Below are 24,110 nucleotides of genomic sequence, written 5' to 3'. Positions count from 1 at the left end.
TCCCCACCGTGACAATCACCAGCTCCTCTAACTCCGGGCAGCTGGCGCAAAGAGTTCGAACAGTTGCGACGATTTCGGCAGCTTCAGCGCTCGCCGCAGTCGTCGCCTTTGTGGTCAGTATTCTTTCCGCGCGAGTGCTGGGGCCCGCCGGTCGAGGCGAGGTCGCTACCGTTTTGCAGTTCGCCTATATTGTGGCGCCATTCGTCGGATTTGGGGCCGATCGGCTTTTGCTGCGCCGCGATGATTACGACCACGGTCTCATTCCGAGTGGTTTCGCCATGACTGTGGTCGCTCTGATTGCCTGTGCCATCGCAGGAGTCGTCTACGGACCGTGGACGGCAATGGCCGGCGTCGTCGCCTTGGTTACCGTGTCATTTTCCATGGTTCGTGCGATGGCTATCAGCCGCCATCGAGTGTCCTTCTTCGTCGCAGTATTCGTCGGTTTTCAGGGCTCAGTACTGCTAATAAGCGCTGCGCTCTATTTCGCCGGAGTCGAGGACTGGCGCTGGTGGGCTGCGGCCTATATCTTCCCGGCACTGCCACTGGCAATCTGGTCGCTAGCGAAGTCACGCAAGCACACCGATTCTCGTGTTGGCGGAGTGGTAGAGACGGCACGAACAAATGCCCCATTCATCGCATCGGGTCTGGGGCCGTTGACGACCACACGCTTGGGTCGCGTTTTGCTGCCGGCGCTGGCCTCACCGGCGTCGTTAGGTCTTTTTGTAGTCGTGGCGACGGCGACGGAACCGCTGTACTGGATCGCGCAGTCAGTCGCCGATCAGCGCACCAGCGACCAGAGGGGTCGCGAACTCACCCCATCTCGTGTGCTCCGACACCTTGGCATAGTCACTGCAGCGTACGGAGCACTTGGTGCGCTCGGTGGGGTGGCACTCTACTTCCTTATCGTGCCGGTATTCGGCCATGAGTTTGAGCCTGCCCGGGAGTTGGTGCTGCCACTGACTATCGCGGCCGTGGTGCTCGGCTGCTACCGACACCTGTGCGGTGAAATTCTCGGCAGTGACAATCCCCGTCGAATTGGCCGAGTGGAACTTATTTCCGCCGTCATCGCTGTCATTTGTTACCCGATTGGCATTCTTCTCGGAGATGCCCTCGGTCTCGCGTGGACCAGCGCAGTTGTCTATTTTGCAGCAGCCGTGGTCGCGGTAGTGGCGCTAATGCGGCCAACCGGAGGCCAGAAGAATCCATCAACTACCACCGAAGAACTCCCCGTCGACGTAATCGAGGAAGCCTAAACAATGCGAATCACTTATATCCACCAGCACTTTGTTCTCCCCGGTGAGCCGGGTGGTTCCCGACCCTACGAGTTTGCGCGCCGAATGGCCGCCGCAGGCCACGAGGTGACAATGATCTGTGGTCGCGATGAGGCCATGGATAAAACTGTTGATGGTATCCACGTGCGTCGTCTAGCGATTCCGTACCGCAATGAAATGTCGAAGCGCGAGCGTATCGTCAGTTTCTTGAACTTCCTGGTGCGCGCCTCCGCGGTTGCTGCCCGTGTGCCTGCCGACGTGATCTACGCGTCCTCGACCCCGCTGACTGTGGCGGTTCCGGGAATTGTGGCGAAGTTTACCCAGCGTACGCCGTTGGTGGCGGAAATTCGTGACCTGTGGCCAGAGGTGCCGATCAAGTTGGGCTACCTCAATAATCCGGTGGCAATTTTCCTGGCCAAGCAGCTGGAGAAGGCATTTTATGCGGCATCGAGCGAGGTCGTGGCGCTGTCGCCGTCGATGGCCGATGGCGTCAAAGAGGTCGCTCCGAAGAAGCGCGTGACCGTGATTCCGAATGCGTCGGACTTTGAGCGTTTTGATGTCCCGGCCGAGCAGCGTGCTGCTTTCCGAAAGGAGCAGGGCTGGGGCGATGACGTGGTAGCTGTCTATGCCGGTGGTTTTGGCATGTCCTACCAGCTGGAGTGGCTTGTGGATTTGGTGGCGCAGCTGCGTCGTGATGGCGTGGAGAATGTGCGTTTTGTCCTGCTGGGGCAGGGAAGCGACTCGGACGCGTTGTACCAGCGCGCCAAGAACGCTGGCCTCAATGCCGATGCGATGTTCCTTGGCCGTCAGCCGAAGGAAGATGTCGCCAAGTACGTGTCTGCCGCCGATATCGCGCTATCGCCGCTGCGTGATGACCCCTGCCTGGAGGGCAACTCCCTGAACAAGGTCTTCGATGCCATGGCCGCATCGCGTCCGGTGGTGTTCAACCACGGTGGCTGGCTGGAGGAAGCTGCAACCGAGCACGATGCCGGTTGGCGTCTCTCGCGCGATATTCCGACCGCGGCCAAGCGATTCGCTGAGATCATCTCCGACCGCGATGAGCTGCGTGCAGCTGGACAGCGCAACCGCGAACTGGGTGAGAAGCGTTTCGCTCGTGACAGCCTGTACAACCAGCTCATCGAGGTGCTCAACCGCGTCCGAAAGGTGCAGAAGTAATGACTAACGCCGACGCTAACAAGCCCAATGAGCGGATCTTTCTTTCGCTCGCGACAGTCACCGAAGCAGAAGAGCAGGCCGTCGTTCGCGCACTCCACTCTGGTTGGGTGGCTCCGTTGGGACCCGAGGTAGACGCGTTTGAAGCGGAGATTGCCAAGCGCTGCGGTGTTGAGCACGCGCTCGCGCTGTCTTCCGGTACCGCTGGTCTGCACTTGGCGCTGCTTGCGCTGGGGATCGGTGAAGGCGACTACATTCCGGTTTCCACCATGACCTTCGCGGCCACGACCAACGCCATCGCTTACGTTGGCGCTACGCCGGTGTTTGTCGATGCGGCAGAGGACGGAAACATCGACCCTGAACTGCTGCTCCGCACCGTCGATGAGCTGCTCACCGAGGGCAAGAGCGTTCCCGCCGTGATGATTGTGGACCTCTTTGGCCGCTGCGCCGATTACCCGGCCTTCGCGCCACGCCTGGGAGAACTCGGCATCGCGCTCATCGAGGACGCCGCCGAGGCGCTCGGTGCCAGCGTCGATGGTCAGCCGGCCGGCAGTTTCGGCCATGCCGCCGCGCTGTCTTTCAACGGCAACAAGATTATGACCACATCCGGCGGTGGCATGCTGCTGTCCAACGATGCTGACCTCATCGCCCGCGCGCGCTACCTCTCCACGCAGGCGCGTCAGCCCGTCGCTTGGTACGAGCACACTGAAATCGGCTACAACTACCGCCTTTCCAATCTGCTTGCCGCACTGGGACGAGCGCAGCACTCGCGTCTGGACGACATGATCGCTCGCCGTCGCCAGATTCGCGATGCGTACATCGATTTGCTCGCCTCGCTTGACGACGATGCCCCTGGTAAAGGTACCCGCTTGCTCTCTGACTCCGATGAGCGTTTCACCGAGAACTGCTGGTTGACCTCGATCGTGCTGCCACAGGAGGCCGTCGATAAGGGCGTGCTGAACCCAGACAGCGTCATTGCAGCACTTGGTGAGGCCAACATTGAGGCTCGTCATCTGTGGAAGCCGATGCACCTGCAGCCGGTGTATGAGGGCGCGCGGGCGACCATCAACGGCACTGCTGAGAATCTTTTCTCCCGTGGCATTACTCTTCCTAGTGGTCCTGCGCTGGACGATGACGACGTCGCCCGGGTGATTGGTGTTTTGAAGGAAGTGCTGGGATGACTTCTACAGAGGTAGCTGGAGAAGCTGTAAAACAGCGAAAACCAAAACTGCAGTCGCTGTTTATTGTGGTGGCCGCAGGAATGTTTGCTGGTGTCCTCTACGTTGGCGACACGACGATGAAGGACGTCTCTTCGGCGCTTCCTGATCTATCTTTGGCATTGCCGATTTTGGTGGTTGTTGCAATCCTTACCGCCTTCGGCACCCCAGAAGCGCAGCGCCAGAGTTGGCTGAATGCGATGAAAGGCGCTGGCAATGTAAAGCAGTGGCCGATGGCCGTGTGGGCATTAGTGGCTTTCTATGCCTGGTTGTTCTGGATGATGCTGTCCGGACTGTGGGCCCCCGAAGCTGCCGAAGTTGCTCCTGTCGTTACTGCGTTGATAACGCTTGGGCTCATCGCCACGATGTCAGCAATACTGTTCTATTTGCATCCTCAGGCACTGGTATGGCTGTGGTTAGCAGTAGCCATTTGCTCGCTTATTTTTCTCTACGGTGGCATTACTGGTCCGAAATATGTCGGACGCATGACGGCGTTCGGCGGTGGCCCGAATGTCTTTGCCCGTTTCATGCTGTACGGCATCGCGGCAGCTGTGTTTTTTATGCTGTGGCGCAAGTTCATGTGGGCAGTTCTCTTGTTCGCTGCACCATTTGCTTACGGTCTCGTTGCGTCGGGAAGCCGCGGTGTACTGGTTGCTACCACCGTGGTAGTCCTCTTTACCGCTATAGCTGTGTTTTTTCACTGGGGTTGGAAGTGGGCGACTGTTTTTTACGTCGCAGTCGCCGCAGCGGTCGCGTATGGATACTCGCGGTTCATCGCAGGTACCGAGATTGAAGAGTACTTTAAGACGCGCTTTATCCAGTTGACCTTCGAAAAAGAACATGATTCCGGACGCGGTTATCTCCATGATGAAGCTTTCCGAATCATGGGTGAACACCGCATCTTTGGTGGAGGCCTGCATAGCTTCGTTGTGCTGTCGACACCGAGGTCTTCACGTCCACTGGAGCATCCGCACAATATCTTCTACACAGTCGGGTCTGAAGCGGGTGTCATTGGTATCGGCCTGCTTGTGATTGCGTTGGTTGTATTGGCAATCGCCTGTCGCCACCTATTCAAGTTTCTTCAAGCTGGTCTGACCGCAGCCGTGGCATTCTCGGTTCTTGTGGCACAGGTTTTTTCCGGCTACTACTACGATTCCCGTTCGCTATGGCTATTTGGCTTTGCAGCAGCATTTGCGATGCTGAGCCTACGGCGCAAGGACAAGGCATCGGCAGAACCAGAGCTGGAGCCGCAACCAGGACCCGCAGCCGAGCCCGCACCAGTCATGGTCACCGATACCGCGGAGCCGGTTGTGCCGGAGCCGGAGCCAGCGGTGGCCGTCGTCAAGCAAAGTGCGTCTGACAACAAGAACGACCACAAGAAACTGCGCGTTGCGGCAGCGTCGTTTGCCGCGGCCGGTGCAGTGGGTGCGATCGGATGGCTGGTCAGGAACCGTTCCAATGCGGAAGTCGATGCGCGTGCCGAAAAGCTTCTGCGCGAAATGTTCAACGAAAAGTAGGAGATGACCAATGGATTCACTGAGCATCCGCGCGCAACGGGTAATTAAGCGTGGCGTCGACATCGCGGCATCTGCAGCAGGCTTGATTGTGCTGTCGCCAGTTATGGGCGCTACGGCTCTGGCAGTGCGACTTTCCATGGGAAAGCCAGTCCTATTCCGCCAGGAACGCCCGGGCCAGGATGGTGAGCCGTTTAATATCCTCAAGTTCCGGACGATGCACCACGTCAATCCGGCAAAGGGGCTTGTCGACGATGCGTCCCGCCTCACCGAGGTGGGAAAATTCCTGCGTTCGACAAGCTTGGACGAGCTCCCGGAGCTCTTTAACGTCCTGCGTGGAGACATGAGCCTCGTTGGCCCACGTCCGCTGCGCATGAAGTACCTAGAGCGCTATTCGCCGCGCCAAGCACGCCGCCATGAGGTGCCACCGGGGATTACGGGGCTTGCCCAGGTCTCGGGCCGCAATGGCATCACCTGGGAAGAACGTTTCGAGTACGACGTGCAGTACGTGGATAATTGGTCGCTACTGCTCGATGCAAAGATTCTGCTTGACACGATCTTGGTGGTGCTCAAGCGTGAAGGGATCTCGGAAGAGGGGCAAGTGACTATGACCGAGTTCACCGGTTCGTCGGAGAAGGACGTCTCGGCTAGCGCAGGTTCTTAATCACACTTGCAGGAACACCGGCGACAACGGTGTAGTCATCGACATCGCTAGTAACTGCGGCTCCGGATCCGATGTACGCTCCCTCGCCAACGGTGAGGCCGGGGTTGATTACGGAGTTGGCGCCTAGGGTGCAGGCTTCGCCAAGCGTGACAAAGCCCGACACGGCATTGAGCGGGAAGATTGTGCAGTAGTCCCGCAGCACCGCATCGTGGCCAATCGTGACATTCATATTGATTTGGGCGTGCTTGCCTACCTCAATATTGCAGGTCAGGCGCGCTCCGGGGCAGATGACGGTGCCCTCGCCGAGCGTGACCAGCGCGCCGATGCTGGTGTCTGGGTGGACCAGAGTCGCAGGCACGAGCCCTTCGGTATCTGCGCGTTGCGCAATCGAACGTCGAGCTGCGCCGCTGCCGATTGCGACTGTGTAGTAGACCCCCTCGGGCAAGTCCGCGAGGATTTCGGTTTTGCCCAAGAGTTGCACGCCCATTTTGTGGAAAAAGGTCATATCTGGGGTGCCATCATCAATAATGCCTAGGATTTCCCACTGCGGTGGTAGGCCGTTGGCTGCTGCGTAGTCGTTGATGTCCTTGATGAAGCTGACCACGTTTCGGCCAAAACCACCAGCGCCGACGATGACAATCTTTTCGGTCGTCGTGTTGTTAATCCACTGCTTTGGCATGAGTGTCATTATCCCACTGATAGCCGTATTTAGCCGGAGTGCGTGACTGCGAATTCACCTACCACCAGTAGGTGGGATACCGAAGGCCGCGCAGTCGATTTGCGAGGATGCCAAGCACCACGATCATGATTGACGAAGCGAAAATGAAGCCTATGAAGCGGAAGTCGTTGGCAAGCCCATGGCCGTGTGGCATCAGCACGGTGACCATAGCGGTAGCGGTGGCAGGGGAGTGAGCCGCGCGAGCAAGAAGCATGAGCGCGAAGGCAACGCCGGCGGCAACCGCTGCAGCAATGATGGTCGAACCCAACATGTGCAGAATTGCGATGCCAGTCGTGCAGCCGATGAGGTGTCCGACCACGACATTTCGTGGCTGAGCCAGAGGCAAGTTGGGCGCACCGACAATAAGCGCCATGGCAGCGCCAATAGGAGGCAGAAATAGCAGGTCAGAGACAGAAGTTGAGATGAGTGCCAGGGTCATCAGCGGCAGGCTCACGGCTACCGAGGCGGCGATAACATGGCGCAGCGGCGGGCGGGGTGGCGCTTCGCTGGCGATCCGGGGCCACTTCGGAGACCGTGAATTAGACATGAGAACGATGTTAGGGTGTGCAGCCTCATCTGCGTCGCGGTTCGAGGTTTTTATTGAAATAGAAGTTTAAATGGGGTGGCGCCCAGGTCTCCCAAGCCTCCAAACCCGAACCAGACCCGAACCAAACTCCGACCATTTTCACCGGGTATGACACACTTAAGGACATGGAGCCTATCGATGTCGCAATCCGGGACGAGTCTATCCGTCTCGGGCAATTCCTGAAGTTGGCAAACCTGGTGGAAACGGGCGGTCTGGCCAAGGAACTCATTGCCGAGGGCCAGGTCAGCGTGAACGGTGAGGTCGACACTCGCCGTGGCAAGGTGCTGCGTCCAGGGGACGTCGTCTCTGTTGCCGGTATGTCGGCACGCGTGGCCACCGCCGATGAAGTCGATGATGACTACTTTGATGAGGCCACCGCCGACGATGACTTTGATCCTGAAAAGTGGAGGAACTTGTAACTCATGCCCGCATTTCCCGCCGAATTTGGCATGCCCCTGCGCGTAGATCTGCTCTCCGCCGCACCGCGTAAGACCGAGCGCTTCTACCGCGGCGTTCTCGGGTGGGCTTATCGCAATACCGCGCCAATCCATGAGGATGCCCGCGAGGCATCCGCTGGTCGCCGCGTTGCCATGCTGTCCGGAATGCCGGTGTCGGTGCTGCTTGAGGCCGATAAGGACGCTGAGGATGCCTTCGTCAACCAGTGGCGCGTGAATTTCCATGTCGACTCCGCCGCTGGTGCCGTCGAGAAGGCGCGCGAGCTCGGAGCTGAAGTCTTCCAGGAACCGACCCCGCTTGTCGACGGATCCACGATGGCCGTCGTTTCCGACCCCGCCGGTGGCCTCATTGGACTTTTGGAACAGCCGGGTGAGCAGGCCTTCATTGCAGCGGGCGAGCCCGGCACCCCGGTGTGGTTCGAGCTGGTCGCAGGCCCAGAGGAGACCTTTGAGCAGGTCGCGGACTTCTACCACAGCTTCTTTGGCTGGGAAATCGCAGTGCGCAACAAGAACGAGCACGGCACTTTCGCAGTTGCGATGGAAGACGGGGCGCCGTTCGCTGGCTTGGTAGCCAGCTCGGTTGCTGCACAGACCGATGCGGCAGATAAGAGCTTCGTTGGCTGGCTGGCCTACCTTGGCGTGGAGAACATCGACACCGCTGTCGCCAAGGCTGAGGAACTGGGCGGTTCCGTGCTCGTTGCCCCGCAGGCCACCGAGTTCGGCCCGCTGGCAACCGTGCAGGATGCGTGTGGTGCGGCAGTTGTGCTCTGCGAGGTGCCGCTGCCACCGGAAGAAGATATCCGCGAGTCGGACCCACTGGAAGGCATTGACCTCAGCCAGTTCCAGTAGGAGTTAAAGAGGCTGTGGTGCGTTCGGGGGCTGTGGCTGTTCATTCGAACGTAAGGCGTACGTTAGAATCGAATGTCAGTTCTATCGGAATCCGTACCTCATGATAAGTTTGGCATATGCGAAGCATTGAGCTTTTCGCCGGTGGTGGTGGATTGGCCCTTGGAACCCACTTGGCCGGCTTTTCGACTGAAATTGTTGCTGAGTGGGATCGATGGGCCTGTGATACCCTTCGCGAAAATAAGGCTGCTGGACATCCCCTTGTTGCTAATGCTGAAGTAATTGAAGGTGATGTGCGTGACATTGATTGGTCGAGTGTTGCCGAAGGGATTGATTTAGTATCTGGCGGTCCTCCATGTCAGCCATTTTCTGCTGGAGGGCGCGGCCGTGCAGCGGACGATAAGCGAGATATGTTCCCCGCGACTGCCGAAGTAATTCGGCAAATCAAGCCTCGTGCTTTCATTATTGAGAACGTAAGGGGGTTAACGCGTCCCGCCTTTTCGGACTATTATTCTTACATCCAACTTCGGCTAGGGCATCCAGAACTTTCCTCCCGCGAAGGGGAGTCATGGGGTGACCATTACGCACGATTGCAGGCTGAACACACATCGGTTCGGTCAGACCTCCAATACAATGTGCTTCCCACTCTCGTGAACGCTGCAGATTACGGGGTTCCACAGCAACGTTGGCGAGTATTTTTTGTAGGTTTTCGTTCGGATATCGATGCTGACTGGTCTTTTCCTGCGCCTACGCACTCTGCGGCAGCTCTTCGTCTCTCTCAAGATAGCGGAGAATATTGGGAGCGATATCAAATTCCAAGTTCTCAACGAGTGTCGGTCAGGGCATCATTAACGCGCACTGATCCGTCTCTCCAGCCGTGGAAGACGGTGCGAGATGCGCTAGCAGATCTTCCTATCCCCGGTGAAAACGGAACGCCAGGTGTTTTTGATCATCGTTTTCAACCTGGTGCGCGGTCATATCCCGGCCATACTGGATCGTATATTGACGCTCCAGCAAAAGCGCTAAAGGCAGGAGTTCATGGTGTTCCTGGAGGTGAAAATATGATGCGTTTTCACGACGGCTCGGTAAGATATTTCACTCTTCGAGAAGCGGCCAGAGTGCAAACGTTCCCAGACTCTTATCGTTTGCACGGGGCTTGGTCGGAAGCAATGAGGCAAATTGGAAATGCTGTCCCTGTAATGCTGGCGGAGACTGTAGCGCTGTCAGTTCGGGAGCATCTGGAGCTAGCTGGAGCAAGACAGAAATTTAGTGATGCAATATCTAACGGATCTCATTTAAAGGCAATATCATGACAGAACCATTTAATCCGCTGGCAATGGAATCGCTGGCATCGTCTATAGTTCAACAGTTACTCCGTAATCCGCCGGTTCCGCTGAGCAATATTCAAAAATTCTACGGGGCTGGACTTTACGCCATTTATTATGCAGGTAGCTTTCCTGCTTACGAAGTAATTCGTGAACAGAATATCAATGGTAAATGGTCGTTACCAATATATGTCGGTAGAGCTGTATCCCCGGGGTCCCGTCGAGGTCTGATAGTCGGTGAGGGCATTAAGTCCACAGCACTTTATAGCCGCATTCGGGAGCATGCGAAGTCGATTACCGCCGTAAACAATCTTGATATTGACGATTTTTATGTGCGGTGGCTTGTAGTTGAAGATATTTGGATTCCTCTTGGAGAGACTGCATTGATCCGGGCAACGAAACCTGTTTGGAATGCTGTCTTAGATGGATTTGGGAATCATGATCCAGGAAAAGGTCGTCGAAAAGGAGCTGTTTCTCCCTGGGACACAGTTCATAGAGGAAGGAAATGGGCAGAAAAGCATGAACCTGCCGATAAACTAGTTGAGGAGGCTCTCTTGAAGGATATCATTCAATACTTGCGTGAGAGACATCGTTAGGGTGATAACTCGCTTTGAACGACGTGCCTGAATAGGTAATCCCAGTCATCGGCGCTCTCCTTATCGGCGGAGGGTCAACGGCTGGGATTGATAGCAACCACTTTAATTGCGCTTCGTAATCGAGTCAATGCCTACAACCCCAGCTCCGCTCGCACCGCAGCCACAAACTCGCTGGTAGTCGCAGTGCCGCCGAGGTCTGGCGTCGGTGCAGTGCGCGTCGCGGCGTAGACGGCCTCGCGCAGCTTGGCAGCGGGCGCAAGTTCTGAGGTCGGTGCCCCAAGGTGCTCCGCGCACATAGCCGTAGAGAGCAAAAACGCAGCCGGGTTGGCAATGCCATGCCCCGCAATGTCAGGTGCCGAACCGTGCACCGGCTCGAACACCGCGAAGTTGTCGCCCACATTCGCCGATGCCGCCAGCCCCAGCCCGCCAATCAGGCCTGCGCCGATGTCACTGAGGATGTCACCGATGAGGTTCTCCGCGATGATGACATCAAAGCGCGCTGGGTCGGTCACTAGCTGCATTGCCACGGCATCCGCATTGGCAAAATCGAATGTGACCTGCGAATACTCCTCAGCCACCTGCTCAACTGCCCCGCGAATCACACGCGCAGAGTCCCGCAGGATATTCGGTTTGTCCGCCACCGTCACCGTCGGCGTGGCCTCCGAATCGAGGTTTGCCGCCTGCCGCGCGAGAGCCAACTTGGCCGCCTGTCGCGCAAGGCGGTGCCACGCAAAGGACGTCGTCACGCGCAAAGAAACCGCAACGTCGCCACGCTTATCGACGGCGCGGGCCACCGTCGAGTCCTCTGCCACCTCTGCCCACAGGTGGTGGTGCGGGGAGTCGGCCGGGGCGTCGTGAGGCGGAAGGAGATAGTCGTGGCTGTAGAGGCCCTCGGTGTTTTCGCGAACGATGGTGAAGTCGGCAGTCGCGCCGGGCAGGGTGACCGGGCGGATGTTGGCGAAGAGGTCGAGGCGCTGACGCAGCTGGAGAACAGGGGAGCGGTAAGTCAGGCCGGTACCACGCAGATGCGGTGCTAGTTCTTCCTCAGCCTCTCGAGCGGGCTTGGAGGTAATCGCCGCGAGCAGAGCGGCGTCGCTGCGTCCGAGTGTTTCCCAAGTTTCCTGCGGGACGGGATTGCCGTGCGCGCACCACTGGGACCAGCCAATTTGTGCCTCTGTCAGCTCCCAGTGTGGGAAGACATCGGCGATGAGTCCTCGGCAGGCATCGGTGATTTCAGGGCCGATGCCGTCGCCGGGCAGGAGTGTGATGCGGCGCGGTGCCGCTTCTAAAGCAGTCGCAGGCTGGTCGGTTTCCATGGCTCTTAGCCTAGGACTGCGACGCCTGCGCGTGTGTGGTTTGGCCTACTTAGCGAAAGTAACCGGGATCTCGGTGATGTCCTCGAAGCCCTCGCTGTGGTCACCGAAGAGCTTCAGCACGCAGTCCTGCTGGGTGCAGTCCACGGCCTCGCCGGTGGGCACAACGCTGAGCTCGAAGTGTGCGGTGTTGTCGTCGGCGATGGTGGTGGTGCCGCCGGACTTCTTGGTAATCCACTGCTGCGACTGGGTGCCGGCACTGCGGTCACCGGTGCAGTCCGGGACGGGGTTGCCTGGAGCCTTCTCGGCGGCGCAGAGTGCGGCGTAGTAGCCGTAGTCGGGGTCGAGACCAGACAGATCGACGGAGATGACATCGCCCTCGGACAGGTCGTTGACCGGCTCGGCCTCCATGGTTACTTCGCCGGCGCTGGCGTCGGTTTCTTGATCTGCAGCCGAGCTGGTGGTTTCCGAGGCGTTGGTAGCATCCTGTGCGGCATCGTCCGCGTCATCTGTGCCACAGGCGGCGAGAAGTGGAAGTGCGGCGACGGCCGGAACAGCCAGGAAAGCCGCGCGACGCTGGAGTGTACGAGTAGTCATAGGAGGTAACGTCCTTCCGAAAAACTGTAGAGATTACTATCTTTATTTAAGGGTAGGCTAACCTAGAACTAAAAGATAGCCTAAGATTCTTTGGGTGAGTAGAGCAAAGTCCTTTCTAAGCTCTTTGTTACTAGTGTTAGTCGTTATTTAGTCATTCTTTTTGTCGTCTATCTCCGTGCAGCGTCAGCTCACAGAGGGGGAATATGTTCACCGTGCCTGCCTGTCGCGTTCGCAGTCTTGCCGGAACACTGCTGAGTGTTGTCCTAGTCGCAGGACTAGTCGCCTGTGGTTCCGATGATGCCGCGAGGGAGGGGGCATCGTCGTCAAGCGCTGGCGTGACGACGGTTCCGCGCGCCGACAACATTTCCGCTCACGGTGCCGCGCATGCGAACCTGCCTTCGGAAAACCCCGAAGTGCTGCTGAAAGACCCGAAACCGGCGGCGGACAAGGACTACCAGCGTATTCTCACGCTTGACCGGGCGGGAGCACTCAGCCGAGCGGTCTACACGCTTGGCCTCGGAGACCGTCTGGTGGGGCGCGACTCCACCTCCGATTTCCCGGCGGTAAAGGATTTGCCGAACCTCACCATCGGCGGGCATGCAGTCAATGCTGAGTCGGTGATGAAGCTGAAGCCGGAGCTCATCATTACCGATGGCACGATTGGCCCTAGCCGTGTCTTCGACACGTTTGAAAAAGCGGGAATCACTGTCGTCCATGTGTCGGACGAGCGCACTCCTGAGACGATCAACACGCTTATCGACGAAGTCGCGGGCGCAGTCGGCCTGGCTGACCAAGTTGGCCCGGTGAAGGAGCACCTGGACACGGAGCTGGCGGCTGCGACCGAGTACGCGCAGGCCAAGGCCGATGGCCGCAAGATGATGATTCTCTACGTGCGCGGAACCGGTGTGGCCATGATTGCGGGACCGGATTCTGGTGGGCGTTCTCTGATCACTCGTCTCGGCGGTGTCGATGCCGGTGAGGGCGTGGGTATTGAGGGTGCGTTCACGCCGATTACGCCAGAGTCGCTCATCGCTGCGGCTCCAGACACCATCCTGGTTATGTCTGGTGGCCTGGAGTCCGTCGGCGGGATTGAAGGCTTGAAGGAAATCCCGGGCATCGCACAGACCCCGGCGGGCCAGAATGAGTCCGTTGTGGACGTGCCCGATTCGCAGCTGCTGTCCTTTGACTCGCAGTCGCCGCGTGCGATTCGCGCCATTGCGGATGCTCTCTACGGTGGCGGTGCTGGTGATGGTGCAGGTGATGGCGCTGGTGCAGGCTCTCGTGTGAGCGCTGACAAGACTGCGGGGAAGTGACTGGCTGAGCAATGCAGACAACCGCGAACAAAACTAGTCCGTTCAGACAGGCGGCCGTTTTCATTGGGCTCGCCCTAGCGCTTGTGCTGGCAATAGGTTGGTCGGCCTCCGTGGGGCAGTTCGGCGCCACCATCGGCGAATCACTGAGCTCAATGGTGAGGCTAGTGTTCAATGGCGGTCTCGGTGACGCGCCAGAGCCCATCGACACCGTGCTGTGGCAAGTGCGATTGCCGCGCATCGCGCTGGCCTGCCTCGTTGGTGCGGGACTAGCCCTCGCGGGTGTGGCGCTGCAAGCGGTGTTCGGCAACCCGCTTGCCGAACCCGGCCTCATCGGCGTTTCCTCCGGCGCCGCGGTCGGCGCTGCCACCGCCACAGTTTTGGGCACCGCCGCCGGGCTTTCCGGAGTGCTCGGCGGAGTGTTGAGTGTCTTCGCCAGCAGCTGGGCCATTGCGGTCTCAGCTTTTATCGGTGGTGCTGTGGCCACGGCTATTGTGGCCGCCAATGCGCACGGTGGCCGCGATATCGCCCGAATCATTCTGGTCGGTGTGGCTGTGAACTCCATCTGCGGTGGTCTGGTGTCGCTCCTGACATTCGTAGCCTCCACAGCTGCCCGCGACCGCATTGTGTTCTGGCAGATGGGCTCGTTTGCCAGCGCCACCTGGACGCAGGTTGTCATCATTACGCTGGTGACAGTTCCGGCCGTAATTGCCATGTGGGTCAGCTACCGCAAGCTGGACATTCTGAGTCTTGGTGAAGCGCAAGCCCGCCACCTGGGTATTAACGTCGTCACGCTGCGTCGCGCCATCATTTTTGGCACGTCCCTGGTCGTGGCGGCTGGAGTGGCATTTTCCGGCATCATCGTCTTCATCGGCCTGGTCGTGCCGCACGCTGCACGACTGCTGCTGGGACCAGCGCATCGCACGCTGATTCCCGCATGCATCCTCGGCGGCGCGCTAGCCACAACGCTGGCCGACCTCGCGGCCCGCACCATGATCACCGGTGCGGACCTGCCGCTGGGAATGCTCACCTCGATCGTCGGTGGACCACTGTTCTTCTGGCTGCTCCTGCGTTCGAAGAGGGCGGTGCACTAATGGAAATTCACTCTGGCCTGGGTATTTCTGCCGAAAATGTCAGCATCACCCTGGACGGTCACCGCATTCTCAACGATATTTCCGTGGTCGCCGAGCCCGGAAAAGTCACCGCGCTGGTCGGCCCGAATGGTGCTGGAAAGTCGACACTGCTCGCAGCGCTTTCCGGCGACCATGAGCTGAGCGGCGGCGACGTCCGGATCGGCGAGCACTCCATTACCGAGCTCTCCATCGCCGACCTGGCCCGCTACCGCGCCGTCCTGGTACAGAGCCAAGAACTGTCCGTGCCATTCACCAGCCGCGAAGTCATCGACTTCGGACGCAACCCCTGGGGCGGCCCGAACGAAGAGCTGCTCGAGGAAGTCATCACCGAATGCGACGTCGCGCACCTCCTTGACCGGGAAGTCCCGACCCTCTCCGGCGGCGAGCGCGCCCGCGTCCACAGCGCCCGCGTGTTCTACCAGGACACTCCCGTCGTGCTTCTCGACGAACCGACCGCGGCCCTGGACCTCCACCACGCCGAAAAAATCATGGGAATGATGCGCGCCCGCGCGGCGGCGGGCAAAGCCGTGGTCGTGGTCCTGCACGATTTGTCCGCCGCAGCGGCGTATGCCGATCACGTTGTGGTGGTGGCGCAGGGGCGCGTCGTAAAGCAAGGCCCGCCTGCGGAAACCCTGGATGCACAGACCGTCAGCGAAGTCTACGGCATCGGTGTGGAAGTGCTTCAGGACTCCGCGGGCAACTCCGTGCTGGTGCCTCAGCGCGCGAGCCACAATCTCTCACCCCAGTCTCCGAACCTCACAGAGAAAGAAGAAAACCATGGTTGAAAACACGATTAAAGAAGGTGACAAGCTGGCTGCTCAGCCCCTGGCAGATCGACTCAAAGTGGAGACTGCGGGTGTCCACAGTGAAGCGGAGAACTCCGACTTCATGTCGAGGCTGCTTGCGGGTGAACTGAATGCGCAGGCGGCCATCGATTTAACTGGTCAGCTCTACTTTGTGTACGAGGCGTTAGAGCAGGCAGTGCGGTCCACTGCGGAGTCGCCGCAGGTCAGCGCGGTCTACGATACGCAGCTGGAGCGCCTGGAAGCGCTGGCAGCCGACCTTGAGCATTTGGTGGGGCCCGACTGGCGGGAAAAGATCTCGCCTGTGGAGGCGACAAAGAACTACGTGGCCGAGCTTCGTGAAATCGAAAGCAACGGTAACGCCAACGCCGCATTGGCACACCATTACGTTCGCTACCTGGGCGATCTTTCTGGTGGTCAGGTGATTGCGTCCATGCTGGCCAAGCATTACGGCATCGGTGCGGAGGGAACCCGATTCTATGACTTCTCCGCGATCGGAAAAATTAAGCCCTACCGCGACGGCTACCGACAGAGTCTGTCTGAGCTGGGCATTTCGGATGCCGACAAAGATGCCGTGGTTGACGAGGCGAAAAAGGCATTTCGTCTCAACCGGGCCATTTTCCACGACCTAGCTGGCGGCCTAGACGACGCAGTGGCGTAGGTCGCGGACTGGAGTGCTGTGACCGTGGCGGTGGGCGGTATGCGTTAGCCGATGTACACCACTGCGTTACGGCCGCCCGTGCACTTGATGTTGCCGCCAGCAGGACGGCACCACATGTTGTAGGTCAGGCCAGTCGTTGGGCTGTAGGCCGTGATGGTGCCGGATTCCGCACCAGTGGAATTGCGATAGCGGACGTAGGCGCTGTGTACATTTCGAACGAACGGATCGCTCGTTGAGGACGTGCCCTTCCATGCGCTGGAGAGGTTGCCGCCAGCCAGGCCCGATGAGCGAGACGAGCCCGAATTACCGGATGAGCCACTCGAATCTTGAACAACCACGGTCTCAGTCTGTGTGACCGGTGGGTTGGGCTGGCTCGAAGCATCGGCAGCGGCCTGTGTAGTGGCAGCCGTCTGTGTGTCGGCCGCAGTTACCGAGTCATCTTTACTCAGGGTGACATAAAGTACCGCGCCAACCAGGCCCAGCAGGACCACGACCAGCACTGAAATGAGCGCAATCATTGCGCCGGAAGTACCTGATCTTTGCTGCGGATACGCCGGGGCTGCGTAAGCGAAAGTTGGTGCCGGCTGCGCAGCGAATTGGGGCTGCGGCTGTGGTTGGGGTTGAGGTGCCTGGTTCGGGTACACGGGGCCGAAAGAACCGGTGGAAGGATTCGAATTGTAGTTGGGGTCTGAGCTGGGGAACTCGTTATGCGACATGCTGGACGTACCAATCACGAGGAGGAAGTGTTCCCCCTGTGATGAGCCCAACCCGCGTAGCGAATGGTGCTCCATCCCCTGGGGACACGGTTAACGGCTTTTATTGTATTACTGGGAAAACTGTAAAGCATGTTAGGAGACGCATGTCGTCCGCAAAATGCGGCCAGGACGGGTTTAGCTAGACCCGAAATGAGGTGGTGAGCTTCAAATGAGGTTGTGACCATCGAGAAACTGCCTAAGTTTATGTCAGTTTCGGCACTAATTTCTGCTTGTTTTTGTCATAAACCTAGTCAGTAACTTGTGAGCCGGCCCAAGACTCCGGGCTGCACATGCGAAACTGGGGTGCGCGTGAGACTTCACGGCCATTTTTCGGCCGTTTTGTTCATGCGCACCCCAGTTTGTTGCGAGGTGTAGCTGGTAGCTGCCTATTGGTTAGCTGCTTAGTGGCTACATCCCCAGGATTTCCTTGAGCTCGGCCTTGATCTGGTCGAGCCGCTCGGCCGCGGCCACGTGCGGAATCGCGGCCGAAGCGGCCGGCAGCACGACTTCCAGGTAGCACTTCAGCTTCGGTTCCGTGCCGGAAGGCCGGGCAATGACGCGGTCGTTGGCCTCGGTGAGGATGAGAATGCCGTCGGTAGGCGGGATGTGATAGCTCTCGCCCTTGGCGTCGACCATGTCTAGGCCATCGTTCATGTCCGTGACCTGCGTGACCTTCGCTCCGGCCAGTTGTGCAGGCGGGTTGGCGCGCAGAGTGTCCATGCCCTTGGTGATCAGCGATCGGTCCTCGACGCGGAATGTCAACGGGGCGGTCTTGTAGAGACCATGGGCGCGGGCGACATCATCCAGCAGGTCCTGGATGCCAAGACCCTGGCCCTTCAGTCGCGCCACCGCGTCGGCGACACGCACCGCCGCAGATACGCCGTCCTTGTCTCGCACGACTGCCGGGTCAGTGCAGTAGCCAATGGCCTCCTCGTAGCCGAAGACGAGCCCGTCCACACCAGCAATCCACTTAAAGCCGGTCAGTGTAGCGCGATAATTCAGTCCGTGACCTGCAGCAATCTTGCTCAGCAGGCGTGAGGACACAATCGAGTTAGCCATTGTGGCCGGGAACTCTGCGCCCTCATCATTGGTCACGGTCGCAATCCCACGGGCCTCGGCATCTGCAGCGATGACTTCACCCAGAAACGCACCGATGTCGTCGCCGGAGAGCTGTCGCCAGCCGCCATCGACGCCGCTGTCCGGAATAGCTACCGAGCAGCGGTCCGCATCCGGGTCAGCCGCGATGATGACATCCGCGTCTTCGGAACGAGCCAGCTCAAACGCAAGATCCAGCGCACCGGCTTCCTCCGGGTTCGGGAACGATACCGTCGGGAACTCCGGATCCGGCGCGAACTGCTTTTCGACCACGCTGACATTCGAGAAACCTGCCGCGTTCAGTGTGCGCACGATGGTCTCGCCACCGACACCATGCATCGGGGTGAGAACAATCTTCGCTGCCTGCTTCTCTTCGCTTGACGACGTCGTTGCGAGCGCAGCCGCCCGTTTCACATAGGCGTCCAGTAGTTCAGGACCAACCTGCTCGACGGCGTCGAAGTTACGTGGGACCTCATCAGCTGGTGGAGCAGCGGCGATGGCTTCCGCAATTTGCTTGTCATGGGGCGCGATAATCTGGACGCCTCGGCGGGAATCAGACTCCACCGCGCGGCCACCGAGGTAAACCTTGTAGCCGTTGTCCTTCGGTGGATTGTGGCTGGCCGTGACCATGATGCCGGCATCAGCATTGAGGTGGCGCACGGCAAAGGCGGTCACCGGTGTGGGCAGCTGCTGTGGCAGAGCCAGGGCCTTGCCACCGGCTGCGGCGACAACCGCGGCGGCATCTCGGTGAAAATCAGCGGAGCCGTGGCGGGCATCGCAACCAATGACCACGGTGAAGTCGTCGCCCACAATGTTCTTCAGATGCGCAACCAGGCCAGCGGTGGCACGGATGACCGTGGCACGGTTCATGCGAGACTGACCAGCGGCAACGACACCGCGAAGACCTGCAGTGCCGAATTCGAGTGGCCCGGCGAAACGGCTTTCCAGCTCGGCAATCGCATCGGGGTTGGCGGCCTTGGCTTCGTCGTAAAGCGAGGAGAGCTCAGCGGCGGTGGCCTCGTCCGGATCGTGGGCGATCCAGTCGGTGATGGTGGCTTGTAGTTGTTCGGAGAGCATCGGGGTTCGCCTACTTCAGACCATCGAGGACGGCGGCGGAGGAGGAAAGGCCCAGGCGGGAGGCGCCAGCGGCGATCATTTCCTCAGCAGCAGCGGCATCGCGGATACCGCCAGAGGCCTTGACGCCCAGGCGGTTGCCCACGGTTTCGCGCATGAGCTTCACGGCGTGAGCGGAAGCGCCGCCGGCCGGGTGGAAGCCTGTGGAGGTCTTGACGAAGTCTGCGCCTGCGGACTCGGAAGCCTTGCAGGCTGCGATGATTTCCTCATCGGTTAGGGCGGCCGACTCGATGATGACCTTCAGGATCTTGCCCGGAATGGCATCGCGAACAGCCTTGATTTCAGCCTCGAGGTCGTCGAAGCGGTGCTCCTTGGCGAAGGCGATGTTAATGACCATGTCGACTTCTTCAGCGCCGTCGGCCACAGCGCGAGCGGCTTCAGCGGCCTTGACCTCGGCCTTTACCGCGCCGGAGGGGAATCCGACGACAGTGGCGATGTGTAGGCCCTCAGGCACCTCGACTGGGAGCTGCGAGGGGGAGATGCAGATGGAGTAGGTGCCGAGCTTGGCGGCCTCGGCGATAAGAGCCTTGACTTGGTCAGAGGTGGCTTCTGGCTTAAGCAGGGTGTGGTCAATCATCTTGGCAACGTCAGCGCGGGAAGTCATGGGAGAAATCAAGTCCTTTCGGAAATTTGGGAGAGAGCGTCAAGGTAGGGAGGTGGCGGGCTCGGGGCGGGGAAGTGGCGCCGACGCGAGCCCATCAGTAATTTTTCTAGGACACGCGATCGAGGATAATCTCGTGCTCGGCTGTCGGCGCGGTGTCGCCGATTTCAATGCCTGGCTCGATGGACTCGAGAGCGCGCTCGAACTTATCCGGAGTTTCAGTGTGCAGCGTGAGCAGCTTCTGGCCCTTGACCACCTTGTCTCCCGGCTTGGCGAAAATCTCAATACCGGCAGTGGCCTGCACCGGATCATCCTTACGAGCACGTCCTGCGCCCAAGCGCCAGGAACCAACGCCGAGAGCCAGTGCATCCAGCTTGGTCAGGTAACCGTCAGCCTGCGCAACCACATCGTGCGTGTGAGGTGCCACCGGCAACGCGGCATCCGGATCGCCGCCCTGAGCGCGGATCATCTTCTTCCACGAATCCATTGCGCGGCCGTCCTTCAGCGCCTGCTCCACGTCGGCATCGTGCACGCCGGCCAGCTCCAGCATGTTTCGGGCCAGTTCACAGGTCAGCTCCACGACGTCTGCGGGGCCGCCGCCGGCGAGAACCTCCACCGATTCGCGGACCTCGAGGGCGTTGCCGATGGTCAGGCCCAGCGGCGTGGACATGTCCGTCAGCAGCGCGCGGGTGTTCACGCCCGCGTCGTTGCCCAGGTCAACCATGGTGCGGGCCAGTTCGCGGGCCTGATTCAGATCCTTCATGAAGGCGCCCGAACCGACCTTGACATCCAGCACCAAGCTGGAGGTGCCCTCCGCAATCTTCTTGGACATGATCGACGAGGCAATCAGTGGAATACAGTCGACCGTCGAGGTGATGTCACGCAGCGCGTAAATCTTCTTATCCGCAGGTGCCAGACCCGCACCGGCTGCTGCGACGACCGCGCCGGAATCCTCCAGGATCTGCATCAAGCGGTCATTCGGAACATCAGCCTGCCAGCCAGGAATGGATTCCAGCTTGTCCAGGGTGCCGCCGGTGTGGCCGAGGCCGCGGCCGGACAGCTGCGGGACGGCCACGCCGTAGGAGGACACCAGTGGGCCCAGCGGCAGCGTGATCTTGTCACCGACACCACCGGTGGAGTGCTTGTCCGTGGTGGGCTTGCTCAGCGATGCGAAGCTCATGGTCTCGCCCGAGTCAATCATCGCCTGAGTCCAATCCACAATCTCGCGACGGTTCATGCCGCGGATGAAGATGGCCATGTTCAGCGCCGCCATCTGTTCATCGCCCACGACACCGCGAGTGTAGGCGTCAATGACCCAGGAAATCTCTTCCGGACTGAGCTCACCGCCATCACGCTTTACCTTGATGACGTCAACTACATCGAACTTTTCAGCCATTGTTCGCTCCTTTTATAGGCGATTGTGCTTAGCGATATTGGTCTTGTGAACTCTGCTGATTCCGATTATCATCAGCACTAGAACAAATGTCAACAGTTAACTTTCCATTTGTACCCACATAAGTATGTTTGCATAAACACCTCGAACAGGCTCGGGGAGGGAGAGCACAATGTCCCACATCTCAGACGAAGAACTACTGGCTAAGGCCTACGCAGCCACGGAAAACTCGTATGTCCCCTATTCAGGTTTTCCGGTCGGTGCCGCACTTCTGCTTGACGACGGCACGGTGGTCACAGGCTGCAACGTGGAAAATGCATCCTATGGCTTGACCAACTGCGCAGAGCGTACAGCCGTGTTCCGCATGGTCGCGGAGCACGGCGGCAACCATAAGATTGCGGCCTGTGCCATTGTCGGGCGAAAGGCGGCACCGTGCCACCCCTGTGGTGCCTGTCGGCAGGTCCTGCACGAATTTGGGTGCAAGCGTGTCATTGTGGAATCCGAGCGCCCGGAAAATGGTGGTTTAGGCGCTCCGGCCAGCATCGACTTCGAAAAAATTCTCCCTTACGCCTTTGGTCCCGAGGACCTGTAGGCATCATCACCACAGCCTCTTTTATCAAGAAAGAAGACCTTAGTCATGGATAGACTGCAAGGCTTACTGGGCATCATCCTCGTCATCGGATTTGCCATTGCTATCTCAAAGAACAGGAAAGCCATTAACTGGCGCACGCTCGGCGTTGGCCTGCTGCTGCAAGCGGTGTTCGCGCTGGTAGTGCTGAAGTGGGAACCCGGCTTCCAGGCGTTGAAGAGCGTCGCCGGTGCCATTGAGAAGATGATCGACTTTACAAATGAGGGCACCTCATTTGTCTTCGGTAATCTTTTCGACGGCACGGGGAAAAACTTCGTCTTCGTGCTCAACGTGCTGCCAGTGATCATCTTCCTGAGCGCGGTCCTCGGCGCCCTCTACTACCTGCGGGTAGTGCAGTACTTCGTTGAATATGTCGGGTCCGCACTGAAGTTCATTATGGGAACCTCGAAGGTGGAGTCCGTCTTCGCTTCCACGGTGATTTTCCTCGGGCAGTCGGAGGCTCCGCTCGTCGTTAAGCCGTATATTCCGAAACTGACCAAGTCGGAGCTGTTCGCATGTATGTCGGGCGGTTTTGCTTCGGTGGCCGGATCGACGTTGATTGGTTACTCCCTGCTCGGTGCGCCATTGGAGTACCTGCTGGCGGCATCGGTAATGAACGCGCCGGGCTCGCTGCTGATTGCGAAGACTTTCTGGCCGGAGACGGAGGAATCCGATCTGGATGCGTCGGTGAAGGATGTCCGCGACACTGAGTCGAAGAACGTCATTGACGCGCTAGGATCGGGTGCGTTGGCCGGCGGTCGTATCGCTGTGGTTGTGGCATGTCTGTTGATTGCGTTCATCGCTGTGATTGCGATGCTGTCGGCCATGATTGGCGGCATCGGCGGCTGGTTCGGTCAGGAAAACTGGTCACTGGAGGGGCTGTTCGGTCTGATCTTCGCGCCGATTGCCTGGCTGATTGGTGTGCCGTGGGAGAACGCAGGGCTGGTCGGTAGCTTCATTGGTGAGAAGACGATTCTGAACGAGTTCGTCGGCTACACCTCGTTCTCGGAGCACGTCGACTCGCTGGATCCGAAGTCCATCATGCTGGCGACCTTCGCCCTGGCTGGCTTCGCCAACCTGTCTTCCATTGCAATTCAGATCGGTTCCTTCGGTGCGCTATCGCCGGAGCGTCGCGGTGAGATTGCCAAGAACGGTCCGCTGGCGCTGATTGCGGGCCTGTGCACCAACCTGCTCAACGCTGCAATTGTGGGTGTGATTGCGCTATAGCTCTTCCTCAGTTCGGAATTCGGCCGCCTGCTTTTCTAGATTCTGATGGATCTTCTGCTCGCCCTCGGCGGCCGCGGTAGCTCGGGGTGGAAGCTGGATGTATCGCTCTGCGGGCAGGCCGGCGCGCAGTTGGCGCATCCTCTCAACCTCGGCATCCAGCTTGAAGCCGAAGACCACGACGACATTAATGCCCCAAAGTGCAGTCATGAGAGCAATGACGGCACCCATGGCGCCGTAGGGGTTTGAAGCCGCAAAGTTGAACAGGTAAAGCTGCAATGCCTTGCCAATACCCAGCGAGCTGATAATTGCCAGTGCCGAACCGGTACTGAGCCAGCGGAATTTGCGCATGCGCACGTTCGGTGTGAAGTAGTACAGCGAGCCAATCAGGATCATCGACATGACGATAATGACCGGCCAGCGCAGCCAACTCCAGACGGAGATGCAGAAGTCAATGACCTGTCGCGTGGTCGATTCAATGCCCAACGGGCGGGCAACCGGTTCGACGATGGTGATAACTAGCTGGTCATTGACAATAATCGCAATAAGCAGCACCACCGTGCCAATGAGCAGCAATAGCGTAATGGCGACCATGAGCAGGTGGTAGCGAATTAGCGTGCGACCTTCGGAAACGCCATAGATGGAGTTACCCGTGCGCGAAAATGCGCGTGTGTAGGCCGACGACGAAATCAGCGCAAGAACAATACCGATAGTCAGTGCGACAAGACCGCCCGTGGCGGAGCCGATAATCGTTGAGATGACATTGCGAATCGGTTCGGCATACTCAGCCGGGATGTAGCTGCGGATGAAATCCTCGGTCAGTCGGTTGAGGTCTTCTGTATAGCCGGCCAGCATCAGCGTGGCAATTGAGTAAATCGCAAGCAGTGCAGGCGCGAAGGTCAGCACCGTGTAGTAAGTCAACTTCGCGGCAGCGTCGAAACCGAGCTCCAAGAAAAACTCGATACCCGCACGCTTGAGAGCGTAGAGCGCTCCTTTCCATCCCACGGATGGCAATTTCTTCGCGGACTGAGCAAAAGATGCGTCTGCCGACTCGTAGGCCTGAAGTGTGTGCTTGATCTGCTGTGCTGGTGACACCTA

The 24,110-nt window shown here is 59.1% G+C and carries 24 protein-coding genes; 15 read left to right on the top strand and 9 right to left on the bottom strand.

The annotated features are described in order from the left end of the window. Window positions 1-8: 8 nt before the first annotated feature. Genes QP981_RS04705 through QP981_RS04685 form a run of 5 tightly spaced genes read left to right on the top strand, consistent with a single transcriptional unit; the run spans window position 9 to window position 5,839 of the window. Window positions 9-1,253, top strand: coding sequence for a lipopolysaccharide biosynthesis protein (locus tag QP981_RS04705; protein WP_284857524.1), 1,245 nt, complete (start codon window positions 9-11; stop codon window positions 1,251-1,253). 3 nt (window positions 1,254-1,256) lie between these two features. Next, window positions 1,257-2,447, top strand: a complete 1,191-nt coding sequence (locus QP981_RS04700) for a glycosyltransferase family 4 protein (RefSeq protein ID WP_070642752.1) — start codon at window positions 1,257-1,259, stop codon at window positions 2,445-2,447. Beyond that, window positions 2,447-3,625: a DegT/DnrJ/EryC1/StrS family aminotransferase gene (locus tag QP981_RS04695; protein WP_070642750.1), complete on the top strand. Its 1,179-nt coding sequence runs from the start codon at window positions 2,447-2,449 to the stop codon at window positions 3,623-3,625. Before QP981_RS04700 ends, QP981_RS04695 begins: the two co-directional genes overlap by 1 nt. Continuing rightward, the gene (locus tag QP981_RS04690; protein ID WP_070642749.1) at window positions 3,622-5,178 is read left to right on the top strand and encodes an O-antigen ligase family protein; all 1,557 of its coding nucleotides are present in this window, start codon (window positions 3,622-3,624) and stop codon (window positions 5,176-5,178) included. Before QP981_RS04695 ends, QP981_RS04690 begins: the two co-directional genes overlap by 4 nt. A 10-nt stretch (window positions 5,179-5,188) precedes the next feature. Beyond that, window positions 5,189-5,839 carry a sugar transferase gene (locus QP981_RS04685; protein WP_070642747.1) on the top strand — a complete coding sequence of 217 codons (651 nt, stop codon included), beginning with the start codon at window positions 5,189-5,191 and terminating at the stop codon, window positions 5,837-5,839. Here the strand turns inward: QP981_RS04685 and QP981_RS04680 are convergent. After that, window positions 5,823-6,518, bottom strand: coding sequence for a NeuD/PglB/VioB family sugar acetyltransferase (locus QP981_RS04680; RefSeq protein WP_049172520.1), 696 nt, complete (start codon window positions 6,516-6,518; stop codon window positions 5,823-5,825). The genes QP981_RS04685 and QP981_RS04680 overlap by 17 nt on opposite strands. Window positions 6,519-6,576: 58 nt before the next feature. After that, window positions 6,577-7,104, bottom strand: coding sequence for an HPP family protein (locus QP981_RS04675; protein ID WP_070642746.1), 528 nt, complete (start codon window positions 7,102-7,104; stop codon window positions 6,577-6,579). Between the two features lie 164 nt (window positions 7,105-7,268). Here QP981_RS04675 and QP981_RS04670 point away from each other — a divergent pair, with 164 nt between their 5' ends. From QP981_RS04670 to QP981_RS04655, 4 genes are all read left to right on the top strand, one after another. Next, window positions 7,269-7,562, top strand: coding sequence for an RNA-binding S4 domain-containing protein (locus QP981_RS04670; protein ID WP_005510922.1), 294 nt, complete (start codon window positions 7,269-7,271; stop codon window positions 7,560-7,562). A gap of 3 nt (window positions 7,563-7,565) precedes the next feature. Next, a complete protein-coding gene (locus tag QP981_RS04665) occupies window positions 7,566-8,447 on the top strand; it encodes a VOC family protein (RefSeq protein WP_284857522.1) in 882 nt (293 codons plus the stop codon). A gap of 116 nt (window positions 8,448-8,563) precedes the next feature. After that, window positions 8,564-9,757, top strand: a complete 1,194-nt coding sequence (locus QP981_RS04660; RefSeq protein WP_083308384.1) for a DNA cytosine methyltransferase — start codon at window positions 8,564-8,566, stop codon at window positions 9,755-9,757. Next, window positions 9,754-10,365, top strand: a complete 612-nt coding sequence (locus tag QP981_RS04655; protein ID WP_083308385.1) for an Eco29kI family restriction endonuclease — start codon at window positions 9,754-9,756, stop codon at window positions 10,363-10,365. Before QP981_RS04660 ends, QP981_RS04655 begins: the two co-directional genes overlap by 4 nt. Window positions 10,366-10,496: 131 nt before the next feature. On the opposite strand, the gene QP981_RS04650 is transcribed toward QP981_RS04655, so the two are convergent. Both QP981_RS04650 and QP981_RS04645 read right to left on the bottom strand, forming a co-directional pair. After that, the gene (locus tag QP981_RS04650) at window positions 10,497-11,681 is read right to left on the bottom strand and encodes an isocitrate/isopropylmalate family dehydrogenase (RefSeq protein ID WP_284857521.1); all 1,185 of its coding nucleotides are present in this window, start codon (window positions 11,679-11,681) and stop codon (window positions 10,497-10,499) included. A gap of 45 nt (window positions 11,682-11,726) precedes the next feature. Then, window positions 11,727-12,275 carry a neocarzinostatin apoprotein domain-containing protein gene (locus QP981_RS04645; protein WP_049172509.1) on the bottom strand — a complete coding sequence of 183 codons (549 nt, stop codon included), beginning with the start codon at window positions 12,273-12,275 and terminating at the stop codon, window positions 11,727-11,729. A 203-nt stretch (window positions 12,276-12,478) separates the two neighbouring features. On the opposite strand from QP981_RS04645, the gene QP981_RS04640 reads away from it, so the two are divergent. From QP981_RS04640 to QP981_RS04625, 4 genes are read left to right on the top strand one after another with little or no spacing between them, the layout of a single operon-like run. Beyond that, complete coding sequence (locus QP981_RS04640) at window positions 12,479-13,588, top strand: heme/hemin ABC transporter substrate-binding protein (RefSeq protein ID WP_284857520.1); 1,110 nt, start codon at window positions 12,479-12,481, stop codon at window positions 13,586-13,588. Window positions 13,589-13,599: 11 nt separating this feature from the next. Then, on the top strand, window positions 13,600-14,679 hold the full coding sequence (locus QP981_RS04635; RefSeq protein WP_016421808.1) for a FecCD family ABC transporter permease: 1,080 nt from the start codon (window positions 13,600-13,602) through the stop codon (window positions 14,677-14,679). Further along, a complete protein-coding gene (locus QP981_RS04630; protein WP_126107797.1) occupies window positions 14,679-15,503 on the top strand; it encodes a heme ABC transporter ATP-binding protein in 825 nt (274 codons plus the stop codon). The genes QP981_RS04635 and QP981_RS04630 overlap by 1 nt, the downstream gene beginning before the upstream one ends. Next, the gene (locus QP981_RS04625; RefSeq protein ID WP_126107798.1) at window positions 15,496-16,182 is read left to right on the top strand and encodes a biliverdin-producing heme oxygenase; all 687 of its coding nucleotides are present in this window, start codon (window positions 15,496-15,498) and stop codon (window positions 16,180-16,182) included. Before QP981_RS04630 ends, QP981_RS04625 begins: the two co-directional genes overlap by 8 nt. Before the next feature lie 44 nt (window positions 16,183-16,226). On the opposite strand, the gene QP981_RS04620 is transcribed toward QP981_RS04625, so the two are convergent. From QP981_RS04620 to QP981_RS04605, 4 genes are all read right to left on the bottom strand, one after another. Next, window positions 16,227-16,916: a hypothetical protein gene (locus QP981_RS04620; RefSeq protein ID WP_232623131.1), complete on the bottom strand. Its 690-nt coding sequence runs from the start codon at window positions 16,914-16,916 to the stop codon at window positions 16,227-16,229. Between the two features lie 429 nt (window positions 16,917-17,345). Continuing rightward, complete coding sequence (locus QP981_RS04615; protein WP_284857518.1) at window positions 17,346-19,109, bottom strand: phospho-sugar mutase; 1,764 nt, start codon at window positions 19,107-19,109, stop codon at window positions 17,346-17,348. A 10-nt stretch (window positions 19,110-19,119) separates the two neighbouring features. Next, entirely contained in the window at window positions 19,120-19,770 is a 651-nt protein-coding gene (deoC, locus tag QP981_RS04610; RefSeq protein ID WP_284857516.1) for a deoxyribose-phosphate aldolase, read from the bottom strand. A 106-nt stretch (window positions 19,771-19,876) separates the two neighbouring features. Continuing rightward, complete coding sequence (locus QP981_RS04605; protein ID WP_070862555.1) at window positions 19,877-21,163, bottom strand: thymidine phosphorylase; 1,287 nt, start codon at window positions 21,161-21,163, stop codon at window positions 19,877-19,879. A 169-nt stretch (window positions 21,164-21,332) separates the two neighbouring features. Between QP981_RS04605 and QP981_RS04600 the strand changes: the two genes are divergently transcribed. Both QP981_RS04600 and QP981_RS04595 read left to right on the top strand, forming a co-directional pair. Beyond that, window positions 21,333-21,752: a cytidine deaminase gene (locus QP981_RS04600; RefSeq protein ID WP_049189792.1), complete on the top strand. Its 420-nt coding sequence runs from the start codon at window positions 21,333-21,335 to the stop codon at window positions 21,750-21,752. 45 nt (window positions 21,753-21,797) lie between these two features. After that, on the top strand, window positions 21,798-23,015 hold the full coding sequence (locus QP981_RS04595) for a NupC/NupG family nucleoside CNT transporter (protein WP_284857515.1): 1,218 nt from the start codon (window positions 21,798-21,800) through the stop codon (window positions 23,013-23,015). Here QP981_RS04595 and QP981_RS04590 read toward each other — a convergent pair. After that, complete coding sequence (locus QP981_RS04590; RefSeq protein WP_284857514.1) at window positions 23,010-24,107, bottom strand: YihY/virulence factor BrkB family protein; 1,098 nt, start codon at window positions 24,105-24,107, stop codon at window positions 23,010-23,012. The two genes, QP981_RS04595 and QP981_RS04590, sit on opposite strands and share 6 nt — an antisense overlap. Window positions 24,108-24,110: the final 3 nt, after the last annotated feature.

Origin of the sequence: Corynebacterium sp. MSK047 (assembly GCF_030232285.1) — a bacterium.
Classification (GTDB): Bacteria; Actinomycetota; Actinomycetes; order Mycobacteriales; family Mycobacteriaceae; genus Corynebacterium; species Corynebacterium jeikeium_D.
The sequence above is the reverse complement of the archived record's forward strand: the minus strand, read 5'-3'. Positions and strand labels throughout refer to the sequence as shown.